The following is a 19,123-nucleotide window of genomic DNA, read 5'->3' on the forward strand; positions in this document are numbered from 1 at the left end:
GTTAGATCGCGTCCTCCCCTTGCCAGACGATGAGTCCCATTACGACCGTCCCGATGATGGCGGCCGTCACGAACGCGATGGCCGCGGACGTCCCCTCACGGGTGGTGAACGTCGCGACGACCATACACGACAGCGACGGCACGACGGTACAGCTCGACACCGTGTCGATGATGCCGTACACCCGCATCGCCTGCACCGACCGGAACAGCACGGCAACGCCGATAGTCGGCAGGATGAGCGGGAACGTGATGAGCTTGAACTGCTGCCACTTCGTCGCGCCGGCGACCTTCGCCACGTCGTACAGGCCCCGGTCGATGCTCTGCAGCCCCGCCAGAATGAGCAGGGCCATGAACGCCGACGTCTTCCAGATGTCGGCGACGATGATGATAAACGTCGCACTTGCCGTGTCGTTCAGCGTGTTCGTCGGCGCGAGCAGCCCGAGGTCGGCAAGCGGTGGCGTCAGGAACCCGACGTTCGAATTGAACATCAGGAAGAATATCATCCCCTGAATAACGATAGGGACAGCCCACGGGATGATGATGGCCGCGCGAATCCACCGCCGCCCGTAGAAGTCCTGGTCGAGGATGAGTGCCTGTCCGAGGCCGATGAGCGTCTCGAACAGTACACTCACGACGGCGAAGATTATCGTGACGACCAGTGCGCTGTTCAGCAGTGCACTCGTGCCAAACCCTTCGGGAAGGAACGTCGTTCCGCCCGGCAGGTACCGGTTCTTCTCGCCGGTAAACAGCTCGACGTAGTTCCCAGCGCCGACGAAAGTCGTGCTCGAAAAGTCCGCCGAGAGCGCGAACAGCGACAGCTCGAAGGTGCGCAACAGCGGGTACAGCGCGACGATGCCCAGAAGGACGAACACGGGCACCAACAGCAGATACGCGTACTGCGTGTCGCTGAGGTTCTCCATCCAGCGCATCACGCTGACGAGTGCCCCCGAGCGTCTGGATTCACGGCCGGTTTCTGTACTCATTCGGTTACCTCCGTCCGTCGTTTGAATGTGTCATGGTAAATAATCACAGGGGTGGTTTTGTAACGGTTGCCCGTGGCTTCAGGACTGCTCGGTCTCTTGCAGTGCGGACTCTAGCGTCGCCATCGCGTCGGCCGAGGAGGCTTCCTGACCGACTGCGCGGTTCGCTTGCTGTGCGATCTTGCTAGACTGGTCGCTCCAGACAGCCGTCACCGGGCGCGGCATCGTGTTGTTACCAGCGACCTGCAGCGTGTCCATGTACCGGCCAACGACGGGCACGTTCTGGGCCTCGCTGGAGTTGAACAGTTCAGGCCGCGGCGGCAGCCACCCCTGGACGGACAGCAGCGTGAGCTGGAAGTCCGGCTCCATGGCGGCGCGAATGACCTGTGTCACGGCGTCTAAGTCCTCGCTGTTGGGGTTGACCGTCATGTGCCAGCCACCGAGGGCGGCCGTGGTACCGCCCGTACCGGGCTGTGCCGCATCGCTCTCGGAGACGGCGTACGGAATCGGCATCGCGCCGAGGTTCTCGCCGAGCGCCGGGTCCTCGGTCTCCTCCGGGTTGCGGCCGCCGAGCGCCAGCGAGTAGGGCCAGTTCCGGTGGAAGACGGCGTTGCCGTTGACGAACGGCGCGCGAGCGTCTTCCTCCTTCCAGCCGAGGATTTCGGTCGGGGTGAAGCCGCCGCCGTAGCCCTCGAACTGCCCGTCGAACTCCTCGTCGTGAACGAACTTCCGCATCATGTTGAGGGAGTTGATGACTTCGGTGTTGTTGACCGTGATCGGCCGCTCGCCGATTGGGCCAAAGAGGTTGTCGCGGCCGCCGAAGTACGCGCCGCCCCACGAGGACATGACCTCGTTGAACGTACAGCAGGAGGTTCCCTCGTAGATATCCCACTGGGTCGTAAAGCCGAAGTCAACGTCGGCGTTGTCGTAGGTGTCCGCGGCGATGTTCGACCACTCCTCCCACGTCATCGGCTCGGTCGCCCAGTTGTTGCTTTCGGGACTGTAGCCGGCTTCCTCGACGAGGTCCTTGCGGTACTGCATCGTCGGGAAGTCCGGGAACACCGGGACACCGAACAGGTCACCGTTGCTCGGATTCCGGGCCGTGTCCGTAAACGCCGAGAAGTAGTTGTCTGACACGTCCGAGAGGAGTTCCTCCGGCAGCGTCTGCGAGAGGTTCTGGAGCTGTCCCCGCTGGATGAAGATGTTCGTCCAGCCGTTGTCCATCAGGAACATATCCGGGTTCGTCTCGCCGGCCGAGAGCAGTCGGTTGTAGTTCGACCGGGCCGCACCGGTGTCCTGGTCGCGCGGAACGAACTCTATCTCGATGTCGTCCGACAGGCCGTTGTCGTGCAGTGCCTGCTTGATTGCGTCGCCGTTGTTCTGGACGGCCACCGGGTCGAAGCCCCACTGGACCGTCGTCGTCTCGCCGCTGCTACCGTCGTCAGTCGAGCCACCGTCACTCCCGTCGCCGCCATCGCCACCACCAACGAAGTCCGCACAGCCTGCCAGTCCACCGACAACACCTGCTGCTCCGGCGGCACGGACAAACCGTCGCCGGGAGACGCCTGTCGAGTTCCGCTCGCCGCTTGTGCCATTGTCCGACATATCTATTCTGAGCTATCCCGGACACACCTTAAAGGTTGTCCATAATTAACCACAGGTGTTGTTAATTGTCGGCCTCAGCCTGGCAATCGTGATATATTATTGACTATTCGACATCGTATAAATCTTTCAGTATATATACGCAGGGATAGGTCAAACAGCTGTTTGCCACATAGAGGAGCTCAAACGCGAAAACTGAGGGAGAGTTTACTGATCCCGAAAAAACGGCGTCTGTGTCACTCGTACGTGACGTCCGTAATTGTAATCTCGGTCGCTTCGATTTCCTCGATGACGGCCCCCCAGCCACCGACCTCGTACGTCCCGTCGTCGGTGACCAGCGTCGCACTGATTCGACCGGCCAGTTGTGCCAGTGGGACGGGGTCCTTCCGACCGATGCTACTCCCGGTGTAGTCGATGTCGGTAACGCGCCCTGTCAGCTCGACCGACTCCTTCGTTTCCGTGTCGTACCCCTCAATGACGGCCTCGATAGTCGCATCTTCGTTCAGCAGCGGTTCGATATCCCGGACGGCGTGGCGGAGGTCGACGTACGTCGTCGGGGTTTCCGGCGTCCGCTCGGTGTACAGTGTGTCCCAGATCTCCCAGAGACAGGTCAGGAAGAACCAGTGGAAGACGTAGGTGTGGGTCCGGTCCTTGACGAGCACGCCGTACTCGTTGACTGAGTCGTGGTGAGGCGCAAAACACGTCCAGGTCCGGTCGACCAGCACGAAAAACGGGGCCGGGATCTCCCGGTTCCGAGCCTCCGTACAGGTCCCCTCGATGTCGGAAAGCGGCGGTACTTCCTCGCCAGGACCCGTACAGATGCTGAGTTTGATGTTCACGCCGCGGTCGTGGGCGGCAATGAGTTCCTCACGAACCGCGTAGAACTGCTCCGGGTCCACACCGACCTGAATCTGGTTTTCGGCCGCTTCGATGAGCTCCCGGGCTCGGCTGACGACCGTTTCGAACCGCTTGACGATACTGACCTCGTGGTCTGATATCTCGGGCTGGTTCCAGCGTTCCTCGATCGTCTCTGCGGCGTCGAGGTACTTGCTCGACCGGGACCGCAGGTCCTCAAGCACTACGTCCGGATTGCGGGCGCGGGCGGTCAGGCTATCCTGCTGGAACGTCTCGATATACCCCTTCGTCTCCAGGTCCCGGAGCACGTCGTAGATCCGCGGGTCCGGAACGTCACAGGAGTCAGCGATGTCGGTCGCCGATGCGGTCCCCAACCCCAGCAACGCCACGTAGGCCTCCGCCTGATACGGGGAGAGACCGGCATCTTCGAGGACATCGGTTAGTTCGCTGTCGTCCATGTGTGTACAGGGAAACTGAGTACGCAGTTAACGTGCATGGTTATCTATCGAGGTCCACAGGTCAGTCCTTGCCCTCGACCGGCCACTGTGGCTGTTTCGGAGCCTCGATTCGGGCGCACTCTTCAGCAGTCAGGCCAATGTCGAGCGCCTCGACGTTTTCCTCTAGGTGGTCCATCGTCCGCGGGCCGATAATCGGCGCGTCGACGACGTCCTGATGGCAGAGCCACGCCAGGCTGACCTGTGCCGGTGTCGCGCCCTTCGCGTCGGCAATCGCCCGCACCTCGTCGAGGACCGCCCAGTTCTCGTCGCTGAACCGGTTTGCTGTGTACTCGTCCGTGCTTGCTCGGCCCTCGGAGAGGTCGTCGTCGCGTTCATACTTCCCGGCCAGGAAGCCGCCGGCCAGCGGCGACCACGGGATGACGCCGACCCCTTCCATCTCACACACCGGCAAGAGGTTCGCCTCCTCGTGGCGGTCGACGGCGTTGTACTCCGGCTGCATCGAGACGAACCGCTCGTACCCCTCGATGTCAGCCGTGTACAGCGCCTTCTGGAACCGCCAGTTGGCCATCGTGCTCGCGCCGATATAGCGGACCAGCCCCTCGTCGACGAGATACGTCAGCGCGTCCAGCGTCTCCTCGATGGGCGTGTCGTCGTCCCACCGGTGGATCTGGTAGAGGTCGAGATAGTCGACGCCGAGGCGGTCCAGGGTGGCGTGACACTGGTCGATGATGTGTTTCTTCGAGAGCCCGCCCCCGTTCGGGCCGTCGTGCATATCGAAGTATACCTTCGAGGCTATGACCAGTTCGCCGCGGCGAGCGGAGTCGATTGCACTGCCCAGAATCCGCTCGCTCTCCCCGTTCGAGTAGGCGTTGGCAGTATCGAAGAAGTTGATACCGAGATCGAGCGCCCGTTCGAGTATCCGGCGGCTCTCAGCCTCGTCGTTCAGCATCCAGGGCTCCGCGCTCCCGAAGTTCATCGTTCCGAGACAGAGTTGGGACACGTCGAGCCCTGTCGACCCGAGCGTGGTGTATGTCACCGGCGAATCACTCATGCCACTTTGTACCACAGCTGTTGTTAAAGAATTTTGGGACTGCATACCGATGTCCGAACATGAGCCGGGAGTCCGCACCGAAGGAAACAGATCCGATGGACGCACTCAGAACGCTCAGCGACGAGTCGCACACCGGAGAGAACAGATGCTGGCCGTGTACTGTCCTGAATCTGGGGCTCATTGGAATCGGTGTCATGTTCCTTCGCGCACGCAACCGCCCGCGGGCGAGCCTGCTGGTCGCCGTTGTCGGCGTCGCGGTGGTCTACCTTCGGGGGTATCTGGTTCCGTACACGCCCGAATTTGCCCCGCGGCTGGTGGCAGCGTCACCGGTCCCGGACGAGTGGTTCCACGGAAAGCCATCGCACAGAGAGTCATCCCGACAAGATGTGACTCGCCAGGAAAGCGAATCGCTGGCCGACGACGTGGGGATGGACGGCGAGACCGTCCTCCGGGAGCTATCGGCGGCCGGCATTATCGAAGTCGAAGGGGAGCGGCTGTTTCTCGCGACGGCCATCGACTCGGCGTGGCACGAGCGAATGGACGAACTGGCCGACCAGTCGCTCGATTCGCTTTCGACGGCGCTGCAGGCATCGCTCCCGCGAGTCGACTACACAGAACCGTACGCCGACGACGCGGAGTGGGTCGCACTCGGCTCCGACCACAAGCAGCTCCTTCCTCGACCGGTCGTCGTCGCCGAGCTCGCGGCGTACGAGGTCCTCGGCGAGCGTCTCGACGACGAGCGGCTCAGAATCGCCGGTGCGGAGGCCTTCCGGATGTTTCTCGACAGGTGTCCGGTCTGTGGCGCCGAACTGGTCGAGTCGTCGTCGGTGTCGTGTTGTGGCGGCCATCTGGGACCACGGCAGGACCCCGACGAGACGCTCGTCTGTCCGACCTGCGAGCAGCGCCTCTACACCTTTGAAGTGAGCGACAACTGAAACGAGGTACAGGAACGGCCGAATCGGTGTCTGGTCCGGGATTCGAGACGCTAGCCGGGTTCTGTTCGGAGAGACGATGGACGGGAACGGCGGGAGAGTCCCGCCTGTACCGCTGGTGCGTGCGGTCCCGCGGACAACCATGCTCCGTGAGACGGTTGACGTCGGCCGGGTCGGAGTGGTGGGGAACATTGGTGACCCAACGGTGGTCCCACCTGGTCCCGGACGGCAGGGGGAGTGAAACCCAGCCGCTAGAAATATACAACTGATGTTGTAAATAAATTTTCGGTAAGTGAAGAACACTGCCTATTAAATCCTCGCACACGGAGATGGTGGTATGAAGAATATCGACGACCTCGTCGACAGCGCGTCCGACCTGGCACAGCGTGGCCTCTCTAAGGGCGAGATCGCTGACGAGCTCAACGTCTCCCGCGAGACGGCGAGTTGGCTTGTCGAACGCAGCGGCACCGGCACGGAACCGGAGACGAGCGACGACGGCGGTCCCCACGATATCCACGTCGACTGGTCCGCCGTCGGGCGGGACAGCAACCGGCTGTACCACGCGGGGGCGGCGATGGCGGACCTGCTCTCGAAGAAAGGCGACGACGTGGACCTCACCATCGGCATCGAGAAGGCCGGCGCACCGCTTGCGACGACTGTTGCCCGGGAACTGGAAACCGACCTCGGGACGTACGCCCCGACGAAACACCAGTGGGACGACGACGAGAGCGAGACCAGTGACGGTTCGTTCTCCCGGAACTTCGCGCAGATCCGGGACCGCGACTGCTACGTCGTCGACGACACTATCACGAGCGGCAAGACGATGGGCGAAACCATCGACGCGATCCACGAACAGGGCGGCAACCCCGTGGCCTGCGTCGTGCTGGCTGACAAGCGCGGCGTCGGCGACATCCGCGGCGTCCCGGTGTACTCCCTGCTGCAGGTCATCCGAGTCGGCAGCGACGGCGACTCGTAACAATCCTGACGGACTGACCGGAGCGCGTGTTACGTCGAGCGGCCGTCGAAGCACCTGAATCAGTGTGGCCGCGCGAGAGACTATCCTTTTATTCGTGCCGTGCGTAATCCGCGGCATGACTGTACTGTCGTTCGACGAACAGGGCGTAGATGTCGTCTACGAGGGGACGGAGTTCCGCCTCGAAAAGGCCCTCATCGAGGACGCCATCCAGAAGTCGTATCCCGACGTGACCGATCACGAAGTGCTGCAGATGGTCGAGCCGGAACCCGCGCTGTCGGGAGAACCCCAGCGTATCGCCGAGATCGTGAACTGAAGCGGGGATAGTTCCTTTCTGGGCAATAGATCCTTCGTGGGAGATAACCTCGATTAAGAACCCATACCCCGTTTTTAGGCGTTTATGGCCCCGAATATGCGCTAATTAAGCATCCGAGCAGTAGGCATTTAAGCCGTCAGCGCACACTGGGAGATAATGTCAGACCCACGTATCGCCGGGGCTAGCGTGACACATTTCGGGAAACACCCCGAGCGAACCGGCCGAGACCTGTTCGCCGAGGCCGGACTCGAAGCGCTATCGCAATCCGGAATCGACCCGGACGACGCTGAAGCCCTCTATTACGGCAACTTCATGGGAGAGCTCGCGGAACACCAGGGCCATCAGGGCCCGCTTATGGCCGAGGCCATTGGCCTGGACGTTCCGGCGACCCGCGTCGAAGCGGCCTGTGCATCAGCCGGTACGGCCGTTCGTGAAGCCGTCAAGACGATCCGGAACGGCGAAGCGGAGGTCGTCGTCGTCGGCGGCGCAGAGCGGATGACTAATATCGGGACGGCGGCGGCGACGGACGCGCTCGCTATCGCCGCCGACGACCTCTACGAGGTCCGCGCCGGGATGACCTTCCCCGGGGCGTACGCGCTGATGGCCCGGTCGTACTTCGACCAGTACGGCGGCTCCCACGAGGACCTCGCTCACATCGCCGTCAAGAACCACGAGCACGCGCTGGTCAACGAGCACGCCCAGATTCAGCAGGAAATCACGGTCGAGGACGCGATGGAGGCCCCGACGATTGCGGACCCGCTGGGCCTCTATGACTCCTGTCCGATTACTGACGGGGCCGCGGCTGCCGTCCTGACGACGGAGGCCTACGCTGAGGAACACGACCTGGACGCCCCAGTCGCCATCACCGGCACCGGACAGGGCGGCGACAATCTCGCACTGCAGGACCGCCCGCATCTGGCACAGACCCCCGCCGCCGACAAGGCCGCCGAAGAGGCCTATGGGGACGCCGGCGTCGGTCCAGACGACGTCGACTTCGCCGAGGTCCACGACTGTTTCACCATCGCGGAAGTGCTGGCAATCGAATCGCTGGGCTTCTACGAGCGCGGCGAGGGAATCGCTGCGGCGCGCAACGGCGAGACGACCCGTGACGGCGACCGCCCGATAAATCTCTCGGGCGGGCTGAAAGCCAAGGGCCACCCGGTCGGCGCGACCGGTGTCGCCCAGTTGGCGACCGTTGCCTGGCTCCTCGATGGGTCGCACCCGCGGGCCGACGCCGTCCCGGACAGCACCATCGGCGTCGCGCACAACGCGGGCGGTACAGTCGCATCTACGACCGTCCACGTCATGGAGGTGCAAGAATGACCGAATCCGCACGAGACGGCGAGTACGACGAGTGGCTCGACAGCATCGAATCGGACGACGGTTATTACCTCGAATGTTCGAACGGCCACGGCTGGCTGCCGCCCCGGCGGGTGTGCCCGCGCTGTCACGACCAGGAACTCTCGGCGGTCGATCTGCCAGAATCCGGCGAAATCGCGAGCCACACGACGATTACCGTCCCGACGCCGCAGTTCGAGGACGACGCGCCCTACGTCACCGCCATCGCCGACTTCGGACCGGTGTCGGTCACGGGACTCGTCCGTGACGTGGACCCGGACGACGTTGCCATCGGCGACGTGGTCGGTATCGACGTCGGCGAGCGCGTGACGACCGGCGACAGAGCCGTCGTGTTCCGGCCGCGCTAGAACTCAGTTCTCGACCGTTACCGACGTCACTCTGTCGCGGACCACGTCGACGAACTCACCGGGGTGTTCGACGTGGGGCAAGAGCAGCGAGTCACCGAACACGACGAGCATCGCGTCCGCCTGTTCGGCCAGGTCGCGACCCTCCGACAGCGGCGTGATGTCGGCGTCCTCGCCCCAGACCAGCGTCACGGGCACGTCGAGGCCGGCCAGCGTTTCACCGAGGTCGTCCTCCGGGTCGAGGAAGCCGGAGACGAACGACGCCGGTGCGAACCGCGCGCCGGGCTGGTGGCCGCTCTGCCACTCGTAGTCGACGACGTCCTCGGTGAGATTATCCATGTCGTAGTAGCCGTGGTCGGCGTGGAAGTGCCGGATGGAGGGTTTCGAGACGGTAAGGTTGTAGATGGCCTCGCCGATGACCGGCGCGCGGAGCAGCGAGCGGAGCCAGACGGTACGATTACCCATCGAACTGTCCGTCGGGCAGATGAGGACGAGTTCCTTGACGTCGACTTCCTGTGCCGCGCTGGCGGCGTAGGCCCCGGTCAGTGACGACGCGACGACGGTCGCATCGGTGGTGTTGTCCTCGATGAAATCGCGCACGAAGGCCGTGTACAGCGACGCCGAGTACAGCAGCGGCGGCCGGTCCGTGTGCCCGAAGCCCGGCAGATCCGGCGCGATGACGTGGTAGTCCTCGGCCAGCGTGTCGAACACCGTGTGGAACTCGTGATTGCTGGCAGCGGCGTTGATGCCGTGGCACAACACGAGGTCCGGGTCCGACGGGTCGCCGGCTTCAGTGTACGCGATATCGAATCCGCGCCAGCGGTACGTCCCCTGTTCCCCGTCGAGCATCGGTTCGAACGCGCCGGCCCGCGACTGCAGCACGCGGTTGGCAGCGGCTGTCGCGCCGACCGCACCAACGACCGCCCCGAGCGCCTTGCGGAGTCTCATACTGATATCTTGGGGCCCGGAGTGTGTTATACATGCTGGACGAGCATCAGGTGTCGATTGCCCGAGAGCTTTCTCAGTCCGGTGGGTGCCAGCCTCGTACTCAGGCCCCGTCGCGACGCTCGTCGAGACACGCACGGAGCGGCGCGAGGACCTCGTCGACGACGGTGTACGGGTCGGTGTTTCGCTCGATAACGGCATCGACGTACTGCTCGATGCCGCCGCGGCGGTCGAGTTCGTCGACCAGTAGTTCGTTGGCGTCCTCCCGAAGCAGGGTCCGAATCTCGGCGGCGAAGCGCTCCCGCGCCTGGCCCTCTCGGCGGCCGGTTCGGTCCAGGTAGTCCCCATGGTTGGCCAGCGCATCTAGGAAATCTTCGACGCCCTCGCCCCGATTGGCGACTGTCTCCACGATGGGGGGGTTCCACGTTTCCGACCCGTCGTCCTCGTCATCGGAGTCGTCGTCGGACGCGTCGCCGTGGTCACCGGCGAGTTCGGTCGGGCCGTGATGGCCGGAGTCCGGCCGTCCGCTCCGCCCCTGCAGCATCTCCCGGAGTTGCTGGACCGTCCGGTCGGCCCCATCGAGGTCGGCCTTGTTGACCACGAACACGTCCCCGATTTCGAGGATGCCGGCTTTGAGCATCTGCACGTCGTCGCCGCTGCCCGGCGGGACGAGCACGGCAACGGTGTCGGCGGTGCGGACGATGTCGACCTCGTTCTGGCCTGCGCCGACCGTCTCGACGATGATCTTGTCCTTGCCGAACGCGTCCAGCGCGGTCACGGCGTCGGTCGTCGCCGTCGACAGCCCACCGAGGGAGCCACGAGCGGACATCGACCGGAAGAACATGTCCATATCGCCGGCATTCGAGGCCATCCGTATCCGGTCGCCGAGCACCGCGCCGCCGGAGAACGGCGAGGACGGGTCGATAGCGATGACGCCGACGGTCTGGCCCTGCTCGCGGTAGGTCGCTGCGACCTTGTCGACCAGCGTGGACTTGCCCGCACCGGGGCTGCCCGTGACGCCGATAACGTCGGCTGTCCCGGTGTGCTGGTGGAGGTCGGAAATTATCTCTCGGTACCCCGACGAACGGTTCTCTATCAGTGTGATGACTCTGGCGAGGGCGCTGTGCTTGCCCGCAAGCAGGTCAGCGACGAGGTCGCTCATCGCTCGGGCGCGTTCTCGTGGATGTAGTCGATCATCTCCTCCATGGACGCGCCCGGGCCGAATATCTCGTCGACGCCCTGGCCGCGGAGTTCCTCCTGATCGTCATCCGGGACGATGCCGCCGACGAGGATGAGCCGGTCATCGAACGCGTCATACTCTCTTAGCCCGTCGAGAATCTTTGGGACCAGCGTGTTGTGCGCCCCCGAGAGAATGGAGATGCCGACAACATCTACGTCCTCCTGCACAGCGGCCTGCACGACTTCGTCGGGCGCTCGATGGAGCCCTGAGTAAATCACTTCAAAGCCAGCGTCACGGAGCGCCCGCGCGATGACGTGTGCGCCCCGGTCGTGCCCGTCGAGTCCGACTTTCGCCACCAGACACCTGATGGTCCGTTCCGTCTGCTCCTGCTCGACACTCATGCCAGTACGTACCGCGCGGTGTGTTTTCATTCTTGCCCTATTCATCATGACTTATGTCGATTACGAGCCCCCTCGGGGAATGAACTATGCTGCCGGGTCGAGTGCGGGCTCACAGACCAGAATAGGACCATTCCATAGAACGACAATTCTAAGTTCGCTGCTAGCGGCGTTTCCACCAGTGCGAACAGTCGCCGTCATCCCCGCGTACAACGAGTCGTCCACCATCGGGTCGGTGATCGACGGAACGAGCCGCTACGTCGACGAGGTGGTCGTCGTCGACGACGGGTCGTCGGACGACACCGCGGCCATCGCTCGCGAGCACGGCGCACACGTCGTCACACACGTCTTTAACACCGGCGTCGGCGGAGCCGTCAGGACGGGCTACCAGTACGCCATCCGCCACGACTACGACTTCGTCGTGCAGGTCGACGCCGACGGCCAGCACGACCCGGCGAAGATTCCGACCCTGCTTTCCCACGCCGAGGACGCGGACATGGTCATCGGCAGCCGCTACCTGAACGAGAGCATCGACGACTACCCGCTCATCAGGCGGCTGGGAATCACCTTCTTCACGACCGTCGTACGGAAGCTCGGCGGCATCGACATCACCGATGTGACGAGCGGCTTCCGCGTCTACCGCGTGTCGGCGCTACAGGACATCCTCCACCGCTCGGACAACCACTGGGCGGTCGAACAGACGCTCGACGCGGCCCAGCGCGGCCAGCGGATCGAAGAAGTATCGATAGAGATGCCGATCCGGGACGAGGGCGAGTCGCAGTTCAGCCTCGACACGCTCGTACTCTACCCGCTACGCATGACTGACACGGTGTTTCGCGTCCTCCTCTTTCGATAATCATGGTCTTTGGATTCGACTACTCACTGGTCAACCTCCTGTCGCTGGTCGTCGGCCTGGCCTTCCTCGCGAACGGGTACATCATCGTCAGAAGCGAACGCGAATCGCTGGAGCTGTTCGTGATGTCGCTGCTGCTCGGCGCGGGGCTCATCGTCGTCGCCATCGTCCCAAACGTGTTCGAGGTCGTGGCGCGGCTGCTGGGCCTGGAGTGGAAAGCCCGGGCCATCCTCGTCATCTCGAACCTGACGCTGTTCGTGGCGGTGACGTACCTGCTCAACCGCATCGGGCACATGTACGACCGGCTGTCGCGGCTGAACGAGGAGCTGAGCCTCCTCCGGAGCGAACTGGAGGAACACCAGCTACAAACCGAGGACAAGCAGGATGAGTAGCCGCGCGGTGCTGTCGATAGATTTCGAGCTGTTCACCCAGACGCCGGCGTACCGGAGCGCGTCGGGGACGACGGACCGCGACGGCGTCGGTCTCGACGGCGGCCGGTTTTTCAGGGAGATATTGGCGGAGTACGACGCGACTGCCACCGCGTTCGTGGTGTCATCAGTCGCCCAGTCCCACCCCGACGCCGTCCGGGCACTTGCGGATGCGGGACTGGAAGTCGCGTCGCACACGCACACCCACCAGTTGCTCTCGGACCTCGACAGCGACGGACGACGGGCGGAACTGGCCGAGTCGAAGGACGTGCTGGAGCGGGTCACCGGCGAGCAGGTCTCCGGGTTCCGCGCGCCCGCATTCGACATCACCGACGACCACTTCGATCTACTTTCCGACATCGGATACACGTACGACTCTAGCGTCGTCTCAAGCCGGTCGATTCCGGGGTGGTACGGCGGCGAGTACGACATCCACAGACCGGTTCCGGCGTCGGCGGTGCACCCGGACGCGCCGGACAGTATCACCGAGTTCCCGGCGAGCGTCATGCCGGGGCTGCAGTTGCCCCTCACCGGGACCTGGCTCCGGTTTTTCGGCCCGCGGTACACGATTCTGGGCATGAGGCTACTGGCCCGCCGGGGCATCACGCCGATGCTGTACGTCCACCCGTGGGAACTGGTGGACCTGCCGGCCGTAGAGGGGGTGCCGACGCGAGTGTACGTCAGGACCGGTGACTGGATGCGACGGGCCGTCGAGCGGATCTTACAGCAGGACTTCGAGTTCACGACCGTACAGGCGGTGCTGGCGGATGGCGAAACGGTCGCGACACGGCTACACAGGGGCGAGACGCCGTGACGAGCCGGGCTCGTGATCTGGGGATCACGGTCGCCCAGTACGGTCTCGCCGTCGTTGCGCTGGCATGGCTACTCACGCAGTTCGACATCGCCAGCGCTGTCGACCTGCTCGCCGGCGTCAAGATTCAGACGGTGCTCGCTATCGTCGCCGTCAGCACGCTCGGCATCTGTGGCCGGGTCTACTCGTGGTACGCGGTAATCACCCCGCTCGCACCGGTCCAGTTCCGGACCGCCGCCGGGACGACGCTCATCGTGAACTTCGTCAATCAGTTGCTCCCCTCGCGGCTCTCGGGACGGCTGGCCGCGCCGTTCGTCCTCCGGAGTCAGACCGGGATGGCTTACAGCGACGCCGCGGCCGCGTCAGCGCTTCACACCGGTATCTTCGCGCTATACTACGGCGTGGCGGCGACTGCAGGGCTCGTTCTGGCGATCCCACTGCTCCGGCTCGAACTTATTCTGCTGCTAGCGCTCGCGACGAGCCTGTACTTCGCGGCCGGCCTCGCCATCCTGTTTGGAGGCCTCAATCTCTCGTATCTGGACCGGCTCATCGGCTGGCTGTCCGGGGTCGTGGTCCGGATTCCACGCGTCGGCGGAGGGCTCGCGTCGCGGCTCGACGGCCTGCTGGAGTTTACCGACAGTTCGACCACGACGTTTCGGTCGCTCGCGAGCGAGCCGGCAGTGTGGCTCCGCTACGCGGTCGGCTGGGCCGTCGACCTCGTGCTCGCACCCGGTGTCCGCGTCGGCCTGCTGCTGGGGAGTTTCGGCGTCGCGTTCGAACCGCTGGTCGCGTTGCCGCTGTATCTCTTGGTCGCGTACACCGTGACGCTTCTGCCGCTGACGCCCGGCGGCATCGGCATCACCGAGGCCACGGCGACGGCGGTGTTCGTCGCGCTGGGTATCCCAGCGGAGGTCATCATCCCTATCATCTTCGTCGACCGGTTCCTCAGTATTTACCTGCCCTCGCTCGCGGGCTGGTATCCCTCCGTTCGGCTCGACGTCACGTCATTGACGACGGAGTAGTCGGCGGAAAACGGAGCGGGAAGTCGAGAAAACGGCTCAGAACGGCGGATGCCGGCTCGTGTCGCACTCGCCGTCCCGTTCCAGAATGAGGGTGTACTGGTTCGCCGCGAGTTCTTGCTCGTCGGCGAACTGGTCCGTGTGCGGGACGACACCGAGCCGCAGCAGGTCGGTGAACGACCCGGGGGTCGGTCGCTGGGGAACGAAGTTCGGCGGCCGCTCCTCGAACTCGGCGACGATTCTGTAGTTGTACTCCTCGTTCAGGAGATTCCGGAGGTAGGTCGCCTGTGCGTCGCCGTTCCGGTAGTAGGTGTCCTCCTTGAGATACAGCAGATCCCGATACCCGACCTGGATGTACCGCGGGCAGGCCATCGCCTCCTCCGCCTCCGAGTCCTGACCGGCGACGTGTCGGGCAGTCATCGAATGCGGGACGGCGGTGTCCTGGATGTGGACGCGGTAGGTCTCCACCACGTCGCCCTCGTCGCTGTTGTCTTCGAGCCAGGCCGTCGCCTCGTCTCGGGGCATGGATGCGAACTGTGCCGTCCCGATACCGGCGTAGACCGCCGTCGTCACCAGCAGAACGGCCAACACCGGGCGAGCGAGACTGGTCGAGCGCTCGCGGAGCTGCACCAGTCGGCCCCCGACGAGTAAGGCGATGAGCGGGAAGGTCGGCAGGAGGTGGTGTACGCGGAAGTCGTGCCACTGGGAGAACATCGCTATGTAGGCCACCAGTCCCGTCAGAACGAGGACGGTGCCGTGGAAGGCAGAGCCGCGGTCACGGATGGTTGCGACGGTCGCCACGACGCTCGCTGCGGCCGCGGCAAACAGCGGTAGCCCCAGCGCGCTGAAGTAGCCCCGGAGGAACCACCACCACATCGGGGCGTCGGGGCCCGTCGGATGGCTCATCCGCGAGGTCGAGCCGCCGAAGACCCGCTCGATGAACGGTTCGGCTCCCGCCACGAGCGCGGTTGGGAACCCGAGGACAATCATGGCGAACCCGAGCAGTGCGCCACTCAGCAGGAGCTTCGGCCGGTACAGCGTCTCCGTCAGCGGCGCGTCAGCGGCATGGGCACGCAGCAGGAAGGCGACACCGATGAGGAGGACGACCGGCGCGGCCGTCAGTTTGAACGCGATTGCGACACCGCCGGCGGCGCTCGCCGCCAGAAACAGCGTTCCGTCGTCCGTCTGGACGTACCTGACCAGCAGGTACAGCGCGAGGAGGACGAACACCAGCGCCGGCATATCTTCGCCGGCCTCCTTCGAGATGGTGAGGAAGCCGAAGGTCAGCGAGAGCACGACGGCCGACAGCCGGCCGGCGTTGCGGCCCTCGAGTGCGACGCCGAGGCGGTAGGTGAGGTAGACGGCACAGATTGCAGCAACGACGTTGGTTAGCCGGATGAAGACCAGGCTCCAGGTCCAGATCCACTCTGGCGTGGCGGCCCAGACTTCGTAGTGGCCGAACTCCCAGCTAGGGAAGGCAATCGTGGTGAATGCGCCCAGGTCGCCGGTGATGGCGGCGACGAGCACGACGGGGAGGATAGCCAGCGCATAGAGGTACAGCGTCGCGCCGAAGGGGGCCCGGCCCCACTCGACGCCGGCCTTGAGCCCCTCGAAACTCGGTTCTTCGAGGACCGACCCGTAGACGACCATCGCGTCAAGGAGACGACTGTACTCGTCACGGGTCGCGAAGTTCGGGATGCGGTGCCAGAACCAGAACCCGACCATAACAGTCGACAGCAGGAGCACGTAGCGGAGATAGGGGTCGTCCCGGAAATCCGACCGTACCTGTTCGACAGCACGTCGGGACAGTGACCGCCAGCTACTCATCGTGTCACTGCTCCGGGGTGTGCGTTGAAAAGGCTACCCTTCTCAGAAGTAGTCGGCATCGAACTCCCGGCGGAGGATGTAGTGGTTCGCGTATCCGCGGACGTACTTCGCGAACAGCGAAAGATATCCCTCGTCGGCCTCTCGGCGGGCCGACGTAGCGACACAGGAGTCGGCGTCGTAGACGATTCGGCCGTACTCTTTCATCCGCAAGGAGAGCTCCGTGTCCTCCATGAACGGGATGTCCTCGTCGAAGCCGCCCGCGGCCTCGAACGCGTCGGCCCGGAAGCTACAGTTGAAGCCCGGTTGCTGGACGAAGCCCAGCGGCCAGGACACCCGATACCAGTAGTCCGACAGCAGTTTGAACAGCACGCGGTGTTTGAGGCTGTCTTCGAGCGGGCGTGCGGGGCCGCCGACCCCCACCACATCGTCGTCGGTGTAGTGCCTGAGATGCAGGCGGACCCAGTCCTCGGGGACGACCGTATCGGCGTCGGTAAACAGCAGTATCGGGGCTTTTGCGGCCGCTGCTCCGTGGTTTCGGGCGATTCCCGCCCCGCCCTCGTCGCACCGGACGACCGTATCGACGAAGGGCGTGTCACGGGCCACCTGTTCCGTACCGTCGTCGCCGCCGACCACGACGACCAGTTCGACGGGCTGTGACTCGAAGGGAGCCAGGCAGCGGGCCAGCGACTCCGCCTCGTTGTAGGCCGGGACGATGACTGCGGCGTCCATCTGAGAGGCAGGTACATCGTACAGACAGAAATAGCAAGCGATGCGACGGCCTGTCCCCGGTCTCAGGCAGTCACGAACGCCGCGCGAGGGCGGTTCCCGCGAGAACGGCGACGAGTGCAATTCCGGCGAGCGTCCCGAACAGCGCCGTCGCGTTCGCAAAGGCCAGAATCGACCCGGCCAGCCCGCCGCCGAGCGCGCCGACGCCGAACACGCCCAGATACGTGTAGCCGTACGAGAGTCCGCGCGTGCCGGCGGGCGTGTACTCCGCAACTGCGGCCTGATACATCGGCTGGACGACGAAGAGGGTGACCCCTAGCAGCGCACCAAGCACCGCTAACGGACCGAAGCCCATCGCCGACACCGGAACGAACAGCACTGCAAGGACGGCAAGCACCAGAAACGAGCCGGCGATACCGTACTCGACGGGAATTCGGTCGCTCAGTTTCCCGCCGGCGTACTGGCCGAAAACGCCGATGAGCAACAGTCCGGCGTAGAAGTAGTCCTGTGGCTTGAGCGTCTGGCCCGTCCCGGCCTCGATACCGAGCGCCGACAGGACGCTGGGAGGCAACAACGTCTCTATCGGGATGGGCTCGAAGCCCGGCAGGTCCCGCAGGAGTTCCGGGAGGAAGGTGAGGACGCCGCGGTAGTACAGCCCCGAGCACATGACGACGACGAACACGAGCAGGAAGCTCCCTGTCAGCAGGTGCTTGCTCTCCGTGAGGAACTCCCCGAGCGAGTCGATACCGCTGCTGGCCTTCGACCCGCCGTCGGTTGCAGTCGTCACGGCTGCCGTCTCGTCGAAACTCGCCCGCGAGGCGTAGACGGCGGCGAGCAACGCGGGAACGCCGAGGACGAGCGCGACCGTCCGCCACTCGGCGACCAGCAGGAGAATTGCGGCGACGAGTGGGCCGAGGCCGATACCGAGGTTCCCGGCGACACCGTGGTAGGCCAGCCCGGTTCCGCGCTGTTCGACGCCTTTGCTGATGAGCGAGAGCCCGGCCGGGTGGTAGACGCTGGCCGAGAGTCCCCAGAGGACGAGCGCCAGCGCGATGACGACCATGCTCGGAGCCAGTCCCAGCAGGATGTACGAGCCGCCCATCCCCAGCAGACAGCCGGTGATGAGTCGGCGGGAGCCGATACGGTCGACGACGATACCGCCCGGGAGCGCACCAGCCCCGAACAGGCCGTAGCCCAGCGTCACGATGACGCCGACGGTGGCCGTCGTCACGTCGAACTGGGCGATACCGAGGTTGATGAGGTCAAACTCGGTGAGCCAGATGACGACGAATATCGGGACCGCCATCTCGTAGGTGTGGACCAGCCCGTGTGCGAGCATGACCAGCGCGGTAATCGCTCGGTCGTTCGCGTTCACACTCTGGTTCGTGTCGGCCGCCGGCAAGTGTGTGACGGTTCCGCGCATCTGCGCGTGCGCCTTTTTCACCCCTCCCAAAACCAGGGGTGGGTTTTTATGTCCGAACAGTATAGGCGGCAAGTGTGAGCAAGATCAAGGTGTCACTTCCGGACCAGGTGGACTCGGACATCCAGCGACTCGTCGAACAGGGCGAGTTCCTCAACCGCGACCAGGCCGTCGAAGACCTCCTGAAGCGAGGGATTTCGGCCTACAACACTACGACGGAAGAGACCGAGACACTCGACGAAGAGATTTTCGACCAGACGGCATCCGAACAGCAGGACCCCGCGATGCAGGACGATTTCCTCTAGTCGCGGTTCTGTGAGAGTCGGCCGTCGTCCTCGGATGCCCGCCGTCCGGAGCCGTCGTTTTCCTGCCGACGTTGCTTCATTTTTGCGCCGGGTTTCGGACCTCTGTCGACTGACTCGTACGGCGTTTCCGCGATGCTCTCCGGGATGATGTACCACGCGAGGCCACCGCCAACGACGGTTCCGCCAACAAACATTCCGGCGACAACCAGCAGTTCCGCACCGCCGTACAACGTCACCAGCCCCATCGAGACGCCGATGAGAAGCGCGAACCCGACCTGCGTGTATCTGAGGAAGCGTTTCCGGTCGGCGTCCGTCATCGAGGGACCGACCATTAGCGGCCCC

21 protein-coding genes are annotated in these 19,123 nt (G+C 64.2%); 10 read left to right on the forward strand and 11 right to left on the reverse strand.

Features of this window, described 5'->3' with window-relative positions; genetic code table 11:
* Window position 1: 1 nt before the first annotated feature.
* From SG26_RS15735 to SG26_RS15750, 4 genes are all read right to left on the reverse strand, one after another.
* Window positions 2–982: a carbohydrate ABC transporter permease gene (locus tag SG26_RS15735; RefSeq protein WP_014040383.1), complete on the reverse strand. Its 981-nt coding sequence runs from the start codon at window positions 980–982 to the stop codon at window positions 2–4.
* Between the two features lie 78 nt (window positions 983–1,060).
* Complete coding sequence (locus SG26_RS15740; protein WP_050007220.1) at window positions 1,061–2,584, reverse strand: extracellular solute-binding protein; 1,524 nt, start codon at window positions 2,582–2,584, stop codon at window positions 1,061–1,063.
* A gap of 233 nt (window positions 2,585–2,817) precedes the next feature.
* Window positions 2,818–3,894 (reverse strand): TrmB family transcriptional regulator, encoded by a 1,077-nt coding sequence (locus SG26_RS15745; protein WP_014040385.1) that lies wholly within the window; start codon window positions 3,892–3,894, stop codon window positions 2,818–2,820.
* A 61-nt stretch (window positions 3,895–3,955) separates the two neighbouring features.
* Window positions 3,956–4,945: an aldo/keto reductase gene (locus SG26_RS15750; RefSeq protein ID WP_050038079.1), complete on the reverse strand. Its 990-nt coding sequence runs from the start codon at window positions 4,943–4,945 to the stop codon at window positions 3,956–3,958.
* A gap of 59 nt (window positions 4,946–5,004) precedes the next feature.
* Here SG26_RS15750 and SG26_RS15755 point away from each other — a divergent pair, with 59 nt between their 5' ends.
* From SG26_RS15755 to SG26_RS15775, 5 genes are all read left to right on the forward strand, one after another.
* Window positions 5,005–5,880, forward strand: a complete 876-nt coding sequence (locus SG26_RS15755) for a hypothetical protein (protein ID WP_050038080.1) — start codon at window positions 5,005–5,007, stop codon at window positions 5,878–5,880.
* A 334-nt stretch (window positions 5,881–6,214) separates the two neighbouring features.
* Window positions 6,215–6,853, forward strand: a complete 639-nt coding sequence (gfcR, locus tag SG26_RS15760) for a transcriptional regulator GfcR (RefSeq protein WP_014040388.1) — start codon at window positions 6,215–6,217, stop codon at window positions 6,851–6,853.
* A 115-nt stretch (window positions 6,854–6,968) separates the two neighbouring features.
* On the forward strand, window positions 6,969–7,166 hold the full coding sequence (locus SG26_RS15765; RefSeq protein WP_008309112.1) for a DUF5800 family protein: 198 nt from the start codon (window positions 6,969–6,971) through the stop codon (window positions 7,164–7,166).
* Window positions 7,167–7,322: 156 nt separating this feature from the next.
* Window positions 7,323–8,489, forward strand: a complete 1,167-nt coding sequence (locus tag SG26_RS15770) for a thiolase domain-containing protein (RefSeq protein WP_050038081.1) — start codon at window positions 7,323–7,325, stop codon at window positions 8,487–8,489.
* Complete coding sequence (locus tag SG26_RS15775) at window positions 8,486–8,872, forward strand: Zn-ribbon domain-containing OB-fold protein (protein ID WP_014040390.1); 387 nt, start codon at window positions 8,486–8,488, stop codon at window positions 8,870–8,872. The genes SG26_RS15770 and SG26_RS15775 overlap by 4 nt, the downstream gene beginning before the upstream one ends.
* A 3-nt stretch (window positions 8,873–8,875) precedes the next feature.
* Here the strand turns inward: SG26_RS15775 and SG26_RS15780 are convergent, their stop codons facing one another.
* The 3 genes from SG26_RS15780 to SG26_RS15790 all read right to left on the reverse strand — a co-directional run bounded on the left by SG26_RS15780 (window position 8,876) and on the right by SG26_RS15790 (window position 11,395).
* Window positions 8,876–9,817, reverse strand: a complete 942-nt coding sequence (locus tag SG26_RS15780; protein WP_014040391.1) for an alpha/beta fold hydrolase — start codon at window positions 9,815–9,817, stop codon at window positions 8,876–8,878.
* Window positions 9,818–9,917: 100 nt separating this feature from the next.
* Window positions 9,918–10,976, reverse strand: a complete 1,059-nt coding sequence (meaB, locus tag SG26_RS15785) for a methylmalonyl Co-A mutase-associated GTPase MeaB (protein WP_014040392.1) — start codon at window positions 10,974–10,976, stop codon at window positions 9,918–9,920.
* The gene (locus SG26_RS15790; RefSeq protein ID WP_004961266.1) at window positions 10,973–11,395 is read right to left on the reverse strand and encodes a cobalamin B12-binding domain-containing protein; all 423 of its coding nucleotides are present in this window, start codon (window positions 11,393–11,395) and stop codon (window positions 10,973–10,975) included. Before SG26_RS15790 ends, meaB begins: the two co-directional genes overlap by 4 nt.
* Before the next feature lie 178 nt (window positions 11,396–11,573).
* Between SG26_RS15790 and SG26_RS15795 the strand changes: the two genes are divergently transcribed.
* Genes SG26_RS15795 through SG26_RS15810 form a run of 4 tightly spaced genes read left to right on the forward strand, consistent with a single transcriptional unit; the run spans window position 11,574 to window position 14,506 of the window.
* The gene (locus SG26_RS15795) at window positions 11,574–12,248 is read left to right on the forward strand and encodes a glycosyltransferase family 2 protein (protein WP_050038082.1); all 675 of its coding nucleotides are present in this window, start codon (window positions 11,574–11,576) and stop codon (window positions 12,246–12,248) included.
* A 2-nt stretch (window positions 12,249–12,250) separates the two neighbouring features.
* Window positions 12,251–12,637, forward strand: a complete 387-nt coding sequence (locus tag SG26_RS15800; protein WP_050038083.1) for a DUF2304 domain-containing protein — start codon at window positions 12,251–12,253, stop codon at window positions 12,635–12,637.
* Complete coding sequence (locus SG26_RS15805; protein ID WP_050038084.1) at window positions 12,630–13,487, forward strand: polysaccharide deacetylase family protein; 858 nt, start codon at window positions 12,630–12,632, stop codon at window positions 13,485–13,487. The genes SG26_RS15800 and SG26_RS15805 overlap by 8 nt, the downstream gene beginning before the upstream one ends.
* The gene (locus SG26_RS15810) at window positions 13,484–14,506 is read left to right on the forward strand and encodes a lysylphosphatidylglycerol synthase transmembrane domain-containing protein (protein ID WP_050038085.1); all 1,023 of its coding nucleotides are present in this window, start codon (window positions 13,484–13,486) and stop codon (window positions 14,504–14,506) included. The genes SG26_RS15805 and SG26_RS15810 overlap by 4 nt, the downstream gene beginning before the upstream one ends.
* Before the next feature lie 36 nt (window positions 14,507–14,542).
* Here SG26_RS15810 and SG26_RS15815 read toward each other — a convergent pair whose 3' ends face one another.
* The 3 genes from SG26_RS15815 to SG26_RS15825 form a co-directional block, all read right to left on the reverse strand.
* On the reverse strand, window positions 14,543–16,330 hold the full coding sequence (locus tag SG26_RS15815; protein WP_050038086.1) for a glycosyltransferase family 39 protein: 1,788 nt from the start codon (window positions 16,328–16,330) through the stop codon (window positions 14,543–14,545).
* Window positions 16,331–16,372: 42 nt separating this feature from the next.
* Window positions 16,373–17,059, reverse strand: a complete 687-nt coding sequence (locus tag SG26_RS15820; RefSeq protein WP_050038087.1) for a glycosyltransferase — start codon at window positions 17,057–17,059, stop codon at window positions 16,373–16,375.
* 70 nt (window positions 17,060–17,129) lie between these two features.
* Window positions 17,130–18,479 (reverse strand): MFS transporter, encoded by a 1,350-nt coding sequence (locus tag SG26_RS15825; RefSeq protein WP_050038088.1) that lies wholly within the window; start codon window positions 18,477–18,479, stop codon window positions 17,130–17,132.
* A gap of 74 nt (window positions 18,480–18,553) precedes the next feature.
* On the opposite strand from SG26_RS15825, the gene SG26_RS15830 reads away from it, so the two are divergent.
* A complete protein-coding gene (locus SG26_RS15830) occupies window positions 18,554–18,781 on the forward strand; it encodes a ribbon-helix-helix domain-containing protein (protein ID WP_004518043.1) in 228 nt (75 codons plus the stop codon).
* Here SG26_RS15830 and SG26_RS15835 read toward each other — a convergent pair.
* Window positions 18,778–19,113 (reverse strand): hypothetical protein, encoded by a 336-nt coding sequence (locus tag SG26_RS15835; RefSeq protein ID WP_050038089.1) that lies wholly within the window; start codon window positions 19,111–19,113, stop codon window positions 18,778–18,780. The two genes, SG26_RS15830 and SG26_RS15835, sit on opposite strands and share 4 nt — an antisense overlap.
* Between the last annotated feature and the right edge of the window lie 10 nt (window positions 19,114–19,123).

The sequence above is a fragment of the Haloarcula sp. CBA1115 genome (assembly GCF_000827835.1).
In the GTDB taxonomy this organism is placed as follows: Archaea; Halobacteriota; Halobacteria; order Halobacteriales; family Haloarculaceae; genus Haloarcula; species Haloarcula hispanica.